This window comes from Alcanivorax sp. S6407, from assembly GCF_023016115.1.
Lineage (GTDB): Bacteria > Pseudomonadota > Gammaproteobacteria > Pseudomonadales > Alcanivoracaceae > Alcanivorax.
Genome location: NZ_JALKBH010000014.1, coordinates 1 through 15,242, shown reverse-complemented (window position 1 = coordinate 15,242; position 15,242 = coordinate 1). Strand labels below are relative to the sequence as shown.

The 15,242-nt window shown below is 58.0% G+C and carries 19 protein-coding genes and 2 tRNA genes; 17 read left to right on the top strand and 4 right to left on the bottom strand.

Going from position 1 to position 15,242, the window contains the following annotated elements:
* Nucleotides 1-3: 3 nt before the first annotated feature.
* The 3 genes from MWU49_RS17390 to MWU49_RS17380 all read right to left on the bottom strand — a co-directional run bounded on the left by MWU49_RS17390 (nucleotide 4) and on the right by MWU49_RS17380 (nucleotide 2,288).
* On the bottom strand, nucleotides 4-1,224 hold the full coding sequence (locus MWU49_RS17390) for a hypothetical protein (protein ID WP_246974921.1): 1,221 nt from the start codon (nucleotides 1,222-1,224) through the stop codon (nucleotides 4-6).
* A 214-nt stretch (nucleotides 1,225-1,438) separates the two neighbouring features.
* Entirely contained in the window at nucleotides 1,439-1,738 is a 300-nt protein-coding gene (locus tag MWU49_RS17385) for a PA4642 family protein (protein ID WP_246974918.1), read from the bottom strand.
* Between the two features lie 175 nt (nucleotides 1,739-1,913).
* A complete protein-coding gene (locus MWU49_RS17380; protein WP_246974915.1) occupies nucleotides 1,914-2,288 on the bottom strand; it encodes an HU family DNA-binding protein in 375 nt (124 codons plus the stop codon).
* 38 nt (nucleotides 2,289-2,326) lie between these two features.
* On the opposite strand from MWU49_RS17380, the gene MWU49_RS17375 reads away from it, so the two are divergent.
* The 17 genes from MWU49_RS17375 to MWU49_RS17295 all read left to right on the top strand — a co-directional run bounded on the left by MWU49_RS17375 (nucleotide 2,327) and on the right by MWU49_RS17295 (nucleotide 15,080).
* Nucleotides 2,327-2,653 (top strand): hypothetical protein, encoded by a 327-nt coding sequence (locus tag MWU49_RS17375; protein ID WP_246974912.1) that lies wholly within the window; start codon nucleotides 2,327-2,329, stop codon nucleotides 2,651-2,653.
* A 1-nt stretch (nucleotide 2,654) separates the two neighbouring features.
* Nucleotides 2,655-4,418, top strand: a complete 1,764-nt coding sequence (aspS, locus tag MWU49_RS17370) for an aspartate--tRNA ligase (RefSeq protein ID WP_246974909.1) — start codon at nucleotides 2,655-2,657, stop codon at nucleotides 4,416-4,418.
* Between the two features lie 89 nt (nucleotides 4,419-4,507).
* On the top strand, nucleotides 4,508-5,245 hold the full coding sequence (locus tag MWU49_RS17365) for a YebC/PmpR family DNA-binding transcriptional regulator (protein WP_246974905.1): 738 nt from the start codon (nucleotides 4,508-4,510) through the stop codon (nucleotides 5,243-5,245).
* 258 nt (nucleotides 5,246-5,503) lie between these two features.
* Complete coding sequence (ruvC, locus tag MWU49_RS17360; protein WP_246974901.1) at nucleotides 5,504-6,022, top strand: crossover junction endodeoxyribonuclease RuvC; 519 nt, start codon at nucleotides 5,504-5,506, stop codon at nucleotides 6,020-6,022.
* A gap of 24 nt (nucleotides 6,023-6,046) precedes the next feature.
* Nucleotides 6,047-6,646 carry a Holliday junction branch migration protein RuvA gene (gene ruvA / locus MWU49_RS17355; RefSeq protein WP_246974898.1) on the top strand — a complete coding sequence of 200 codons (600 nt, stop codon included), beginning with the start codon at nucleotides 6,047-6,049 and terminating at the stop codon, nucleotides 6,644-6,646.
* A 146-nt stretch (nucleotides 6,647-6,792) separates the two neighbouring features.
* Complete coding sequence (ruvB, locus tag MWU49_RS17350) at nucleotides 6,793-7,821, top strand: Holliday junction branch migration DNA helicase RuvB (RefSeq protein ID WP_246974895.1); 1,029 nt, start codon at nucleotides 6,793-6,795, stop codon at nucleotides 7,819-7,821.
* The gene (gene ybgC, locus MWU49_RS17345; protein WP_246974892.1) at nucleotides 7,814-8,257 is read left to right on the top strand and encodes a tol-pal system-associated acyl-CoA thioesterase; all 444 of its coding nucleotides are present in this window, start codon (nucleotides 7,814-7,816) and stop codon (nucleotides 8,255-8,257) included. Before ruvB ends, ybgC begins: the two co-directional genes overlap by 8 nt.
* The gene (tolQ, locus tag MWU49_RS17340) at nucleotides 8,250-8,936 is read left to right on the top strand and encodes a protein TolQ (protein ID WP_246974889.1); all 687 of its coding nucleotides are present in this window, start codon (nucleotides 8,250-8,252) and stop codon (nucleotides 8,934-8,936) included. Before ybgC ends, tolQ begins: the two co-directional genes overlap by 8 nt.
* A gap of 3 nt (nucleotides 8,937-8,939) precedes the next feature.
* A complete protein-coding gene (tolR, locus tag MWU49_RS17335; protein WP_246974886.1) occupies nucleotides 8,940-9,377 on the top strand; it encodes a protein TolR in 438 nt (145 codons plus the stop codon).
* The gene (tolA, locus tag MWU49_RS17330) at nucleotides 9,370-10,155 is read left to right on the top strand and encodes a cell envelope integrity protein TolA (RefSeq protein ID WP_246974883.1); all 786 of its coding nucleotides are present in this window, start codon (nucleotides 9,370-9,372) and stop codon (nucleotides 10,153-10,155) included. The genes tolR and tolA overlap by 8 nt, the downstream gene beginning before the upstream one ends.
* A gap of 23 nt (nucleotides 10,156-10,178) precedes the next feature.
* Nucleotides 10,179-11,429, top strand: coding sequence for a Tol-Pal system beta propeller repeat protein TolB (tolB, locus tag MWU49_RS17325; RefSeq protein ID WP_246974995.1), 1,251 nt, complete (start codon nucleotides 10,179-10,181; stop codon nucleotides 11,427-11,429).
* An 81-nt stretch (nucleotides 11,430-11,510) separates the two neighbouring features.
* Entirely contained in the window at nucleotides 11,511-12,080 is a 570-nt protein-coding gene (gene pal / locus MWU49_RS17320) for a peptidoglycan-associated lipoprotein Pal (RefSeq protein WP_246974880.1), read from the top strand.
* 15 nt (nucleotides 12,081-12,095) lie between these two features.
* On the top strand, nucleotides 12,096-12,857 hold the full coding sequence (gene ybgF / locus MWU49_RS17315; protein ID WP_246974877.1) for a tol-pal system protein YbgF: 762 nt from the start codon (nucleotides 12,096-12,098) through the stop codon (nucleotides 12,855-12,857).
* Between the two features lie 482 nt (nucleotides 12,858-13,339).
* Nucleotides 13,340-13,981: a 7-carboxy-7-deazaguanine synthase QueE gene (gene queE, locus MWU49_RS17310; protein ID WP_246974872.1), complete on the top strand. Its 642-nt coding sequence runs from the start codon at nucleotides 13,340-13,342 to the stop codon at nucleotides 13,979-13,981.
* A 23-nt stretch (nucleotides 13,982-14,004) separates the two neighbouring features.
* The gene (gene queC / locus MWU49_RS17305; RefSeq protein WP_246974869.1) at nucleotides 14,005-14,673 is read left to right on the top strand and encodes a 7-cyano-7-deazaguanine synthase QueC; all 669 of its coding nucleotides are present in this window, start codon (nucleotides 14,005-14,007) and stop codon (nucleotides 14,671-14,673) included.
* A gap of 72 nt (nucleotides 14,674-14,745) precedes the next feature.
* A tRNA-Lys gene (locus MWU49_RS17300) sits at nucleotides 14,746-14,821 on the top strand.
* 183 nt (nucleotides 14,822-15,004) lie between these two features.
* Nucleotides 15,005-15,080, top strand: a tRNA-Lys gene (locus tag MWU49_RS17295).
* Nucleotides 15,081-15,121: 41 nt separating this feature from the next.
* Here the strand turns inward: MWU49_RS17295 and MWU49_RS17290 are convergent.
* A partial coding sequence (locus MWU49_RS17290) for a transposase (protein WP_246974207.1) occupies nucleotides 15,122-15,242 on the bottom strand: 121 nt, incomplete at its 5' end.

Genomic DNA, 15,242 nt, shown 5'->3' with positions numbered 1-15,242 from the left:
GGATCAGTCCCGCTTTGGCAGTACGTAGTCGTCAGGGTTGTTCAGCATTTCCATGGTTAGCGGGTCGGCCAGCACGCTGGTCAGGTTGCGATCGGTCTTCTTGCTGAACTTGCGACGCAGCTTTTCAAACTTGCGGAAGCTGCGGAAGTTCAGGGCGTAGAGGCGCACTTCCTGCAGACGCTTGTAGGAATACATCACGTCCAGTGCATCCATGGAGAACTCGGGGCGGATCTTCATGGCCTTTTCCAGGTAGCTGATGGCCTCGTTCAGATCACGCTTGCGGTTCATGTAGATCAGGGCGTTGGCGTATTCATAGTTCACAATGGGGATGTCCGGTGCCAGCTTGAGGGCATCAGCAAAGGACTCTTCCACAGTGGTGGTACGAGCACCGTAGGTCATGCGGCCAGTGAACTTGCCCACCCTGCGCATGATGCCGGCATCCACACCGGCACGGAAAGCGTGTGCCAGGGGCTGCTCAGGCATGATTTCCACCACCGCTTCGGCGTTATTCTTGATCTTGCCGATATAGCGGCGTGCGACCACGATTGGTACCGGAGATTCTTCGGCGATACGGGCAATCGCATAGGCGTAACCGAGCTTCACGCTGGCCACGATCGGCGCCACTTCCGGATCCCCTTCGGCTTCTTTCATCACATCGAAGTAGTTCTCGGCGCGGTTGGCCACATCCTGCAGCATCATGTACTTGATGCTCTGGCGCTCGGCCAGGTAGATGGCATACATCAGCTGGGAGAACAGGGCGGGAATCTCACCCATGGGACCCAGTTTCAGGCCCTCTTCCCGGGCTTTCTGGAAATCGCCGGCAAAAAACAGGCGCCACACTTCCAGGAAGCGTTTTTCCAGCTTGTTGTAATCGCCGTGCCAGTCCTCAATACCGTCGGTCATGAAGGGGTATTTGTCGAACTGGACGCGCATGTATTCGGCGGACGGATAGGGCACCTTCAGGCCACGCATCAGGTAATCCCATTTTTCACGGATTTGCTGATCGTTATAGGTAAAGTAGCTCTTCTTGTAAGGAACCTCATTCCAGGTTTCCACGAAGATGCGCTCATCCACCGGAATTTCCTGCATTGCCAGTTCTTCCGGGGTGACTTCATCCATCTCGTCGTCATCGTCTTCACGGGCGGCGAGGGTTTGCAGGCTGACGGTACAAAGCACAATCAATAGCAGACTGCGCCAGAGTGAATGGGAGAGTGATGCCATCATTTAGCGGCTCTTGTTGTTGTTGTCTTGGTTAATCAGGAAAGGCGTGCTTGCCCCAATCCCCTAACAATGCCATGGGGCGGGATTGTGAACAAGTTCCGCTTGGTATGCGTTAAGGCGGTGTTTTGTAAGGCTGGCCGGTAGCTGCAGGGTCGGGGAGAGGCGGGAGAGGAATGCCCGGGCCGGTTTGATACCGGTCCCGGTCATGCACCGTAATTCAGGCGGAGGCGCCAGCGTCACGCAGGGCTTGCGCGTAATCCTCACACTTTACGTGGTTTTCGATATGCGCCAGCAGGGTCCGGCCCTGGGGATCGCAGGCATTAAGGTCGCGGCCCTGCTCCTTGAAAAAGCCGATGAAACGCTCGAAATCTTCCGCGCGCAGGGCTCGGTAGGCCTTCTCCAGCAGGTGAAAATCGGTGGAAACACCCTCTTCGCCAGTAAAGTCCAGAAACACTTTGATCTGTTCGTCGGTCATCGGCTCGCCGATTACCTTCTTCTTGTCTTTGCGCTCAGCCATGGGGGCTCCTGCTTCCAAATCGGGTTCAGGGCAGCGAAGTGAGAGCTCATTGCCCTTGATCAAGGGCGCGCATTATAGAAGGTTGCGGTGGCTGTAGGCCAGAGGGAGAAAGGTGGGGAAGGGCGGAGGGATGTGAAGAGATAGGCCACCGGCGGTGCCGGTGGCCGGGCCGAAATCAGGAGGCCATATCCTTGAGCTTCTTCAGCGGACGCACTTTAACCATGGTGCGAGCCGGCTTGGCAGCGAAGGTGGTCTCTTCGCCGGTGAACGGGTTGATACCCTTGCGAGCCTTGGTGGCGGGCTTCTTCTGGGTGACGATCTTCATCAGGCCGGGCAGGGTGAACTGGCCTGCGGCACGCTTCTTCAGGTGGCCTTCCATGATCACGGCCAGCTCATCGAATACGGCGTTGACGTCTTTCTTGGCCAGGCCGGTGGTTTCGCTGATCTGGTTGACGATCTGGGTTTTGTTCATCGGTTCGGTGATGGTTTTAACCTTGCGCGCAGCTGGTGCAGGTGCGGCTTTGGCAGCGGCTTTTTTCTTTGCAGCCATGGATTGCTTACCCCTTTTTGGTGTCTTCCTGAGTTGTGATGGCGTCTTCTGAGACGGACGCCGGCGATGCTTCCCTGATCAGGTTCGCCCCTGGACTGCATTTCCTCAGAGGGTCACTGATGTGGTTCGACCCTTTTTATAAGGCAGGAAAATCCAGTTCACAAGCGCTCAAACCACTATTTTTCGGGGTTATTGGGAAAAATGTGCTTGTCGGAGCACTGTTTGCCACCGGATTGCCGCTCGGCATGGCTCGCAGCCAGTGGAATCGCTATACTGTGGCGCCTTTTTCAACGGCCCGGTTTTCCGGCGGAGTCGCAGGCTCCGAAAACGGGGCCGGGCCATCAGAAATACGAACGGACATTTAGCATGCGAAGCCATTATTGCGGTGATTTGCGAGCCTCCCACGATGGAGAAACAGTTGAGTTGTGCGGTTGGGTACACCGCCGCCGTGACCATGGCGGGGTCATCTTCCTCGACCTGCGTGATCGTAATGGCCTTGTACAGGTAGTCTTTGACCCGGACACTGAAGAAGCGTTTGCCCTTGCCGACAAGGTGCGCAGCGAATTCGTGGTGCAGGTAAAAGGCCGTGTGCGCATGCGTGACGAAGCGGTGCGCAACAGCAAGATGGCCACCGGTGATATTGAAGTGCTGGGCAAGGAACTGACCATCCTCAACGAAGCTGCCACCCCGCCGTTCGAGCTGGACGAGCACGGTGGTGCTGGCGAGGAAGTGCGTCTGAAGTACCGCTTCATGGATCTGCGTCGTCCTGACGTGCTGCGCAACTTCCAGTTCCGTTCCCGTTTGACCCACTCCATCCGCGCCTTCCTGGAAGGGGAAGGTTTCATGGATGTGGAAACCCCGATCCTGACCCGTGCGACCCCGGAAGGTGCCCGCGACTATCTGGTGCCCAGCCGTACCCATCCTGGCAGCTTCTTTGCACTGCCCCAGTCTCCCCAGCTGTTCAAGCAGCTGCTGATGGTGGCTGGCTTTGATCGTTACTATCAGATCGCCAAGTGTTTCCGTGACGAAGATCTGCGTGCCGACCGTCAGCCGGAATTCACCCAGATTGATATCGAGGCGTCCTTCGTCAACGAAGACGACATCATGGGCGTCACCGAGCGCATGGCGCGCAAGCTGTTCAAGGACCTGCTCGATGTGGAGCTGCCGGAATTCCCGCGTATGCCGTTTTCCGAAGCCATGCGTCGTTTCGGTTCCGACAAGCCGGACCTGCGTATTCCGCTGGAGCTGATCGACATTGCCGATCTGCTGGCCAGTGTGGATTTCAAGGTATTCTCCGGCCCGGCCAACGATCCGAAAGGTCGTGTAGCGGCCATGAAGGTACCGGGTGGCTGCAGCCTGTCCCGCAAGGACATCGACGGCTACACCAAATTTGTCAGCATCTACGGTGCCAAGGGCCTGGCCTATATCAAGGTCAACGACCTGGCGGCGGGTGCCGAAGGCCTGCAGTCTCCGATTCTCAAATTCCTCACCGAAGATGCGATCAAGGGTATCCTGGAGCGCACCGGTGCCGAGACCGGCGACCTGATCTTCTTCGGTGCCGACAAGGCGAAGATCGTCAACGAAGCCCTGGGCGCCCTGCGTGTGAAAGTGGGCCACGATCTGAACCTGGTGGAAGGTGACTGGGCTCCGCTGTGGGTGGTGGACTTCCCCATGTTCGAAGAGGACGAAGGGCAATACCACGCCCTGCATCACCCCTTCACCATGCCCAGCTGCAGCCCGGAAGAGCTGAAGAGCAACCCGGAAGGTGCCTTGTCCCGCGCCTATGACATGGTGCTCAACGGCACCGAGCTGGGTGGTGGTTCCATCCGTATTCACAATCCGGAAATGCAGCGTACCGTGTTCGAGGCGCTGGGTATCTCCGATGAAGAGGCGGACGAGAAGTTCGGCTTCCTGCTGGACGGCCTGAAGTACGGTGCGCCGCCTCACGGTGGTCTGGCGTTCGGTCTGGATCGTATGGTCATGCTGATGACTGGCTGCGAATCCATCCGTGACGTGATCGCCTTCCCGAAAACCCAGACAGCGTCCTGCATGATGACCAATGCACCGTCTCCAGTGGACAGCAAGCAGCTGCGTGAAGTGGGTATTCAGGTACGCAAGGAAGAAAATTGAAATAACGCCAATGCGCCTCACGCAGCACGCTGACACGCCGGAACCGGCAGCGTGTTGCGTGTTGCGTCAAGCATGAAGCGGAGAATTCAATGGCAGGACATAGTAAATGGGCCAACATCAAGCACCGCAAGGCGGCCCAGGATGCCAAACGCGGCAAGATCTTTACCAAGCTGATTCGTGAACTGACCGTGGCCGCCAAGATGGGCGGTGGCGAAGTGAACGACAATCCCCGTCTGCGTGCGGCCGTGGACAAGGCGCTGGGCGCCAACATGACCCGCGACACCATCGACCGAGCCATCAAGCGTGGCGCAGGTGGTGATGACGGCGGCAACATGGACGAGATCACCTACGAAGGTTACGGCAAGGGGGGTGTGGCGGTACTGGTGGAAACCATGACCGACAACGTGAACCGCACCGTGGCGGAAGTGCGCCATGCCTTCACCAAGTTCGCCGGCAACCTCGGCACCAGTGGCTCCGTGGCTTTCCTGTTCAGCAAGCGTGGCGAGATCTACTTCGAGCCGGAAAGTGTGGATGAAGAGAAGCTCATGGAAGTGGCGCTGGAAGCGGGAGCTGAAGACGTAGAAGAAATCGATGGCGGTGGTTTCCTGGTCATCACCACCCCGGACAAGCAGTTCGGTGAAGTGGTAGATGCCCTGCGCGAAGCCAGTCTCGAATTCGCTGAAGCCGAAGTCACCATGCACCCGTCCACCGAAGCCGAGATCGATGCGGACACGGCAGAAACCGTGCAGAAGATGATCGATATGCTGGAAGACCTGGACGATGTGCAGAACGTCTACACCAACGCCAGTTGGCCGGCGGAAGAATAAGCTGCAAGCTTCAAGCTTCAAGGAAAGGCAAAACCCCGGGATCTTCCGGGGTTTTTGTTTTTGAGGGCGTAGCAGCGAGTGACGAGTTTCGAAAGGCAAAACTCAAAAGAGACGCAGCACGCAACACGCCAGCCCTCGATCGAACCCTCCCGCGTGTTGCATGGTGCATGATGCGTGAAGCGGCTCTTAACCCAACTGGACATCTGGACAGTCTTTCGGTACAACTGACGCAGATTTTCTATTTGTGGTCAGGCAGTTATGGCATTGATTCTCGGCATCGATCCCGGTTCGCGGCACACCGGCTATGGGCTGGTGGAGCATGTGGGTAATCGGTCCCGGGCAGTGGCGTTCGGCACTATTTCGACTTCCCATAAGGAAATGCCGCCCCGGCTGGGGGAGATCTTTGCCGGCATTGATCAGGTGGTGAAGGAATATGGCCCGGCAGAAGTGAGCATTGAGAAGGTGTTCATGGCTCGCAATGCCGACTCGGCGCTCAAGCTGGGGCAGGCGCGGGGGGCTGCCATTGCGGCAGTGATGCAGGCCTCAATACCGGTGTTCGAATACTCTGCCCGTCAGGTCAAGCAGGCCGTGGTGGGCAAGGGGAGTGCCGAGAAGGTCCAGGTAGGCGAGATGGTGCGTCACCTGCTGGGGCTGGACAAGCGTCCCCAGGAAGATGCCGCCGATGCCCTGGCCATTGCCCTTTGTCATGCCCACATGCGTGTCTCCCTGGCGCGCATGGCCGGCGCTACCGCGGTCCGCAATCGACGCATTCGATAACCGATACCTTATTAAGGATTCCGCATGATTGGACAACTGCGAGGCACCTTGCTGGAAAAGCGCCCCCCGGTGCTGCTGCTGGATGTGAATGGGGTGGGCTACGAGGTGGAAGCGCCCATGACGGTATTTTACGAGCTGCCGGAAACCGGGCAGCCGCTGACCCTGCATACGCATTTCGTGGTGCGGGAAGATGCCCAGCTGCTATATGGCTTCGCCAGCCGCTATGAGCGTGAACTGTTCCGCGCGCTGATCAAGGTCAACGGCGTGGGCCCGAAGATGGGCCTGGCGATTCTGTCTGGTATCGAAGCGGACCGCCTGGCCCAGTGCATCCAGGATCAGGATGCCTCCACACTGGTGAAGGTCCCGGGTATCGGCAAGAAGACCGCCGAGCGGCTGGTGATTGAAATGAGCGACCGGTTGGACAAGATCGACGGGGCTCCGGCCAGCCTGCCTGGTCGGGTGTCACTGGATCCGGTGGATGATGCCCGCAGCGACGCCATTGCTGCACTGGAAGCGCTGGGTTATCGCAACAAGGATGCGGTGGCCGCGGTGAGCAAGGTGGCCGAAGAGGGCGCCAGCAGTGAGCAGATGATCCGCATGGCACTGAAAAATCTGGCCAAATAAAGCCTCAAGGCCTTATTCCTGGTGTCATTTAGTCAATTCTTCGTAGTAACTGTGATACTGACAATGGTAGACAGGGGGTCGCTGGGGTACGCTAGCCCCACTCGAGACAGTCACCACAACCGGGCAGGGGCGGCATCGCCGCAAACATGGATAACGAAAGACTGATATCGGCTGCCGCAGAAGGCAGCCAGGAAGAACAGCAGGATCGTGCCATTCGGCCGTCCAGCCTGGCCGATTACCACGGCCAGCCGAAAGTCCGCGAACGCATGGAGATCTTCATCGATGCGGCCCGCGGCCGTCATGAAGCGCTGGACCATACCCTGATCTTCGGCCCGCCCGGCCTTGGCAAAACCACTCTTGCCCATATCATTGCCCGCGAAATGGGCTGCGAACTCAAATCCACCTCCGGGCCGGTGCTGGAAAAGGCCGGTGACCTGGCGGCCATTCTCACCAATCTGGAAGAGGGGGATGTGCTGTTTGTGGATGAGATCCACCGCCTCTCACCGGTGGTGGAAGAGATTCTCTATCCCGCCATGGAAGATTACCAGCTGGATATCATGATCGGCGAAGGCCCCGCCGCCCGCTCCATCAAACTGGACCTGCCTCCCTTTACCCTGGTGGGTGCCACCACCCGTGCCGGCCTGTTGACTGCGCCATTACGTGACCGGTTTGGCATTGTGCAGCGGCTGGAGTTCTATTCCGTGGAAGATCTGGCAGGAATCGTGCAGAGAGCCTGTGACATTCTGGCGATTCCCATTGATGATGCCGGTGCTCTGGAAGTGGCCAGACGCTCGCGGGGAACGCCGCGAATCGGTAACCGCCTGCTGCGCCGGGTGCGAGACTATGCCCAGGTAAAAGGGGATGGCCGTATTACCGAAGTCATGGCGCAACGGGCGCTGGACATGCTGGAAGTGGACAGCTGTGGCCTGGACGGTACCGACCGGCGTCTGCTGGACATGATCATGCACAAGTTCGATGGCGGACCGGTGGGACTGGAATCCCTGGCGGCAGCCTTGAATGAAGATGCCGGCACCCTGGAAGAAGTGGTGGAGCCTTATCTGATTCAGCAGGGCTTTATTCAGCGTACGCCGCGCGGGCGCACCGTAACCAACCACGCCTGGCGCCATTTTGGGTTGAAATCCCCGCGGCGGGGTGGCGATTTGTTTAATGATTGAAAAAAAACAGCAAAGTGGGGAATTTACCCTCCCGGTTCGCGTCTACATCGAAGACACTGACGCCGGTGGCATCGTCTATTACGTGAACTACCTGAAATTCATGGAGCGAGCGCGCACGGAATACCTGCGTACCCTGGGCTACCAGCATTACGCCCTGGCCGATGAGAATTTTCAGTTTGTGGTTCACTCCGCCAACGTGCAGTATCGCCAGCCGGCGCGAATCGATGATGCGCTGCAAGTAACGGCGAGCATGAAAAAGCTGGTCAAGGCCACCTTGCTGTTTGATCAGCGGGTGCTTCGGGGAAACACATTGCTGTGCCAGGCCGATATCAAGGTCGCCTGTGTCACCGCCGATACACTCAAGCCGACGGGCATTCCGGCGGCTTTATACAAAAAATTTATCGCAGCCAGCGAAGGAGAAGGGCTCAATGGTTGAGGCATCCAGCATGTCGGTTGTCAGTCTGATCAGTAACGCGACTATCGTCGTGCAGCTGGTCATGGCGCTGTTGATTCTGGCGTCACTGACGTCCTGGTACATGATTGTGGGCCGCTATCGGGTATTGGGCCGTGCACAGAAAGCCGGCCGAGCCTTTGAGGAAACCTTCTGGTCCAGCGACGATCTTGCTTCCCTTTACAAGCAAAGCCGCGATAACCCGCATCCGGATTCTGGCACCGAGTCCATCTTCCGCGCCGGTTTTCAGGAATTCGTGCGGCTGTCCAAGAGCTCCCGCAGTGCCGATGCGGTGATGGATGGCAGTCAGCGAGCCATGCGTGTGGCCCTGCAGCGCGAGCAGACCCGCCTGACCCGGCACCTGCCTTTCCTCGCCACCGTCGGTTCCACCAGTCCTTATGTGGGCCTGTTCGGTACCGTATGGGGCATCATGAATTCCTTCATGGCGCTGGCCAACGTCAAGCAGGCCACTCTGAGCGTGGTAGCACCAGGTATTGCCGAAGCCCTGATCGCTACCGCTATCGGCCTGTTTGCTGCGATCCCGGCGGTAATGGCCTATAACCGTTTCTCGGCACAGAGTGATTCCCTGCTCACCGAGAACGAAATGTTCGCCGAGGAGTTTTCCTCCGTGCTTCACCGTCAGGCGCACGGGCGGGGAGCCTGATCCATGAGTGGCGTGAAGGTGCGGGTGCCGCGCAAGCTGGTTGCCGAAATGAACGTGGTGCCCTACATCGATGTGATGTTGGTGCTGCTGGTGATTTTCATGGCGACGGCGCCGATGATGACACAGGGCATCAGTGTGGATCTGCCGGACAGCAACAGCGCCCCCATCGACACCACAAAGAATGAACCGGTGATTGTGTCGGTCACCGCAGATGGCAGCTATTTCATCAACGTGGGTGGTGACGCCAAGAAATCTGCCAGTCTGGAAACGGTGAAAGGACATGTGCTGCGAATCCACAAGCACAAGCCGGAAACCCTGTTTCTGGTGGAAGGTGACAGCAAGGTGGCGTATTCCAGCGTGATCTCCCTGATGGCCGCACTTCAGGAAGCGGGCATTACCCAGCTGGGACTGGTGACGGAGCCTGCGGGCAGCAATGAGTGATCGTCAGGTTGCGGTTGCCTTTACCCTGTTCATTCACCTGCTGGTGTTTGGGCTGCTGGTGTTCAGCTGGAGCACGGATCCGACTCTGCACAAGGCGCCGGTGATTCCGCCCCATGTGAAAGCCACCATGGTGGAGAAGTCTAAACAGAAGAAGGCGCCGGTGGCAAAACCGACGCCGGAGAAGAAGCCGGCTCCCAAGCCCAAGCCGAAGCCGGTAGAAAAACCGAAACCCAAGCCGAAGCCGAAACCGGTGGAAAAACCCAAACCGGTGGAAAAGCCGAAGCCCAAGCCGGCGACGAAACCTAAGCCGGCCCCGGAGCCGAAACCGGCGCCGAAGCCCGATCCCAAGCCAGTGGTGCCGGAGATCGAGGAGCCCAGCCTGGAAGAGATGCTGGCAGACGAAGAGATCGAAATGGATCGCACGCCGGAGCCGGCTGCCGATGAGGCGGAAGATGCGGCGAGCAACGCGGATCAGTCCGATGTGGAAGTGGCCAGTTACAGTGATGCCATTCGCGCCGCGGTTAAACAGCGCTGGCGTATTCCCGGTACCTATCGGGGGCGTGATGACCTTAAGGCCACTGTGCGGATCAAGGCGATCCCGGGTGGTGAGGTGTTGGATGTTTCGGTGGTCAAGTCCAGCGGCTATCCGCAGTTTGATGAATCGGTGATCAAGGCGGTGCAACTGGCCAGTCCGCTGCCAGTGCCCACCGGTCCCGTGTTTGATAAGGAATTTCGCTCATTTCTGATGGAATTTGAGCCAACAGGAGTAACCCAGTGAGTCGTATTGCCGTAGTTGTGGTGATGCTGTTAGCCAGCACCTTTGCCAGATCAGAACTGCTCATCAAGGTCACCGAAGGCCGGGTGGATGCGGTGCCGATTGCCGTGGTGCCGTTTGCCGGTTCCCAGGGAGCCCCGGAAGATGTCTCTGCCATTGTCGCAGCCGACCTGCATCGCAGCGGCCAGTTCAAGCCGCTGCCGGCAGAGGACATGCTCAGCCGCCCGTCAAAGCAGAGCGAAGTGATCTATCGGGATTTTCGCGTGCTGGGCATGGAATACATTGTCGCCGGCAGCATGAAGGCCCAGGAGACCGGGGGCTATGAAATCACCTATGCGCTCTACGATGTGAGCAGCGAAGTGAAGCTGCTGGAGGAGACCTACCGCCCGCCGGTGTCCCAGCTGCGTGACGTGGCACATGCCATCAGTGATCGCATCTATGAGCAGCTCACCGGCATTCCCGGGGCGTTCTCTACCAAGATTCTCTACGTGACCCACAACCGTGGCGCCGCTAATCCGTTTCAGCTGCAGTATGCGGATGCCGATGGCCACCGTGTCACCACCATTCTGCGCAGCCGCGAGCCGATCATGAGCCCGGCCTGGTCTCCGGATGGTCGCAAGGTCACCTATGTGTCGTTTGAGGATCGCGGCCTGCCTGCCATCTATGTGCACGAACTGGCCACCACCAAGCGAGAGAAAGTATCCAGCTTCAAGGGCATCAACGGCGCGCCGGACTGGTCACCGGACGGCCAGAAACTTGCATTGACGTTATCACGTGACGGCAATCCGGAAATCTACATGCTGGACATCAATACCAAGGCATTGACCCGACTGACCAACCATTACGGGATCGATACCGAACCACGCTGGTTGCCGGATGGCGAGAACCTGGTGTTCACGTCCAGCCGCTCAGGTGGACCGCAGATCTACAAACTGAACATAAATGATAAGTCCGTCAGACGTGTTTCATTCCAGGGTGCCTATAATGCGCGCCCGGATGTAACACCAGATGGTCGTTATCTGGTTTATGTGCACCGACGAAATGGAAATTTCAATGTCGGTGTCCAGGACCTCCAGCGGGGAACGTTCAATATTGTGACCCGTACCGACATGGATGAGTCCCCCAGTGTTGCGCCCAATGGAAGTATGGTAATTTACGGGACGCAAGACCGGGGAACGGGGGTTCTGGAAGCCGTATCCATCGATGGCAGAGTCAAAGTCGAGCTGCCGTCGAAGGAAGGGGAAGTCAGAGAACCGGCATGGTCGCCGTTCCTCTGACAGAGTATCGAGTGGGCAAGGAGTCACTCGGCACTCGCCAGGTTCTCGGAGTCCAAACTTAGGAAATAATAGGAGCTTTTCATGCGTTCATTTCTCAACCCGCTGTTCGCCCTGATGTTGGCTGCCGCGCTGGCCGCTTGTTCCAGCACGCCGACTGAGGAAGACACTTCCGCTACCGATACCACCGAGCCGACTGAAGTGGCTCCGGTAACCCCGGTAGAACCCACTGCTCCGGCCAAGCCGGACACCAGCAGCATCCCGATGACTGCTGACAACTTCTACAACCATCCGTCCAACTACGATGGCACCACCAACACCAAGGTGATCTACTTCGCCTTCGACAGCAACACCGTTCCGGCTGCTGCTTTCGAAACCCTGCGTGCTCACGCTACCTACCTGAAGAACAACGCTAACGCCAAAGTTCGTCTGGAAGGTCACGCTGACGAGCGCGGTACCCGCGAGTACAACGTTGCTCTGTCCGAGCGTCGTTCCAAGGCGGTAGAGAAGTTCCTGCGCGTTCAGGGCGTGTCTGCTTCCCAGATCGAAGTCGTATCCTACGGCGAAGAGAAGCCGGCTGCTTTTGGTCACAGCGAAATGGACTGGGCCAAGAACCGTCGCGTTGAACTGAACTACACTGCTGGCCGTCCGTAAGCGATGACAGTAGTGATGACAAAACGCCTGTTCGCAGGCGTCTTGCTCAGCTCCCTGGTACTCTGCGCACATGCGCAGGGTACTGGGCCGCTGGCCATTGAAGATCGCAGCGCTGCGCGCAGCATGGCGGATGCCGCTTCCGGCGAAAAGCCACGTTCTGCACCGGCCATGAGCGAAGATGGTTTGATCATGCTGATGCAACAGCAGCAGCAATTTGAAGAGCAGGTCCAGATGCTCCAGGGGCAGATTGAAGAACTGCGCCATGAATTACAGGTAATGAAAGACGCTGAGCGCGAGCGTTACCTGGATCTGGATACCCGAATCAATAGTCTGGCTGAACAAGGCGTCGCCGAGCAGTCAGAAGGCGGTGAAGGAGCAGCACCTGCTGATCCCGAAGCCGACAAGCAGGCCTATAATGCGGCCAAGGATAACCTGGTTGCCCGTGATTTTGATGCGGCAGCAGAAGCCTTCGAGGGTTACCTCAAGGATTTCCCCAATGGCCAGTATCGTGGTCATGCCCATTTCTGGCTCGGTCAGGTCTACAGCAACCAGAAGACCCCACAGAACGACAAGGCCATGGAACAGTTCCAGGCCGTGGTCGACGACTATCCGGATCACAGCAAGGCGCCGTCCAGCCTTTATACGCTTGCGGTGATGCAGGCTCGCAGCGGCAAGGTCTCTGAAGCCAAGATCAACCTGCACAAGTTGATCAAGCAGTATCCGGATTCCAGCAAGGTGAGCCAGGCAAAGTCCCTGCTGGATCAGCTAAACGGCTGACCATTGGTCGCTCCGCGACCGCATCAGGCTTCACGCAACATGCAACACGCACACCCGGCAGCAGTGTCAGGGTGTGTGCACGCCAAAGTGGTTTGGTCGAGGCAGGGAAAGGCTTTGCCTGCGAGCAAGTTATTCGCTTCGCTCACCCTTCGGGCCGCACTCCGTGCGTTACTTCGCTACGCTACGTTGCCACATCAAGATTGAAAATCGTCTACGGCCAACCCCGGTACGTCTCTGTTTCCCTAAATCCCGTGATGAAAACGGCTTCCAACCGCCAGCCAGATCCTCTTGGCCTGAGCGTTGAGCTTGATACCCACTAGTCCGGGTTCTTTTCAGCATCTGGCGTCAGGCCTTCGGCGGCCGGCATCCCTGGTCGCCCTGATTCCCGATTGCCGGCGGCACAGATGCCGGTAAAGGTGATAGAATCCGCCGCATTTGCGCCCCTGGCCGATTTTATCCCGGTCAGGCATTCAGGAGAGGCTGTGGAACTGCGTCTGACCGAAATCTTCCATTCCTTGCAGGGGGAGGCCCGTACCGTGGGTCGCCCGACGGTATTCGTGCGCCTGACCGGTTGCCCCCAGCGTTGTGTCTGGTGTGATACCGAATATGCCTTTTCCGGCGGAGAGAAGTGGACTCTTGAGGCAATTCTGGCGCAGGTGGCTGAATACGGCGCACGCTATATCACCGTCACCGGTGGCGAACCGCTGGCTCAGCCCAACTGCCTGCCTCTGCTCAGTGCCTTGTGCGACCAGGGCTATGAGGTCAGCCTGGAAACCGGCGGCGCCATGGATATCAGTGAGGTGGACGAGCGGGTCTCCGTGGTGATGGATCTGAAAGCGCCGGGTTCGGCGGAGCAGCACAACAACCGTCTGGAAAACATCCCTCATCTGCGCCCCCATCATCAAGTGAAATTCGTGCTCGCCGACCGCAAGGATTATGACTGGGCACGGTTCATGCTGGATCAGCATCAGCTGGCAGAGCGGGTGGAGGATGTGCTGTTTTCCCCGGTACAAGGGCAGCTGCCTCCCGGTGACCTGGCCGACTGGATTGTCGCGGACCGCTTGCCGGTGCGTTTTCAGCTGCAACTGCACAAACTGCTCTGGAATGACGCCCGGGGGCGTTGAACCGGGCCAAGCGAGGATTTCCCATGAAAAAAGCCGTCGTGCTGCTGTCGGGTGGGCTGGATTCTGCCACCTGCCTGGCCATTGCCCGGGATCAGGGCTACCAGTGCCACAGTATTGCCTTTGACTACGGTCAGCGCACCCGCGCCGAACTGGACGCAGCAGCTCGTGTGTCCGCGGCCCTGGGCGCGCTCAGCCATCGCGTGGTGGAACTGGGCATGGGCAATATTGGTGGCTCGGCGCTCACTGATCACAGTATTGATGTGCCCGAGGACGGCGGAGACGGAATTCCGGTGACCTATGTCCCGGCGCGCAATACGGTGTTCCTGTCCCTGGCATTGGGGCTGGCGGAAGTGCTGGATGCCCAGGCTATCTTCATTGGTGTGAATGCGGTGGACTATTCCGGCTACCCGGACTGTCGGCCTGAGTTCATCGAGGCGTTCCAGGCCATGGCCAACCTTGCCACCAAGGCAGGCGTGGAAGGGCGCCCCATCAGTGTAGAGACGCCCCTGATGCACCTGAGCAAGGCGGACATCATTCGTGAAGGGGTGGCTCTGGGCCTGGATTACGGACTCACCGTGTCCTGTTATCAGGCAGATGAGCAGGACAACGCCTGCGGAAAATGTGACAGTTGCCGGCTGCGCAAGCTGGGATTCGAAGACGCATTGGTTAAAGATCCAACAAACTATCAATAAGGGGAAAAAAATTCCTTTTTCCCCCTTGTCAGGGGCAAATAAATCCGTATTATTTGCGCCTCCTTCGGGAGCGGGTCGTTAGCTCAGTTGGTAGAGCAGTTGGCTTTTAACCAATTGGTCGCTGGTTCGAATCCAGCACGACCCACCATATTCAAAAGGGCTGCCTTTCAGGCGGCCCTTTTTTTGTGGCCGCTTCGCGGCTGCAACACGCTTCACGCAACACGCTTCACGCAACACGCGACACGCAAGGGCTGGATGTGGCGGGGCCGACTCCCTGTGGCATTTCTTTAATTGTATTTTGCCGCAAAATCAGTAAGATGTGCCGGGTCTTGGGTCGTTAGCTCAGTTGGTAGAGCAGTTGGCTTTTAACCAATTGGTCGCTGGTTCGAATCCAGCACGACCCACCATCTTCAGAAAAGGCCGCCTTTAGGGCGGCCTTTTTTTAGGTTCATCGCGGATTTCCGGGAAAAGCGGCTTTGATCTTCAGGAAGAAGTAGTCGCTATCCCGGTATCCATAAGCCATTCGCTTGATGACCTTGATCTTGTTGTTTACCCCTTCCAGGACACTG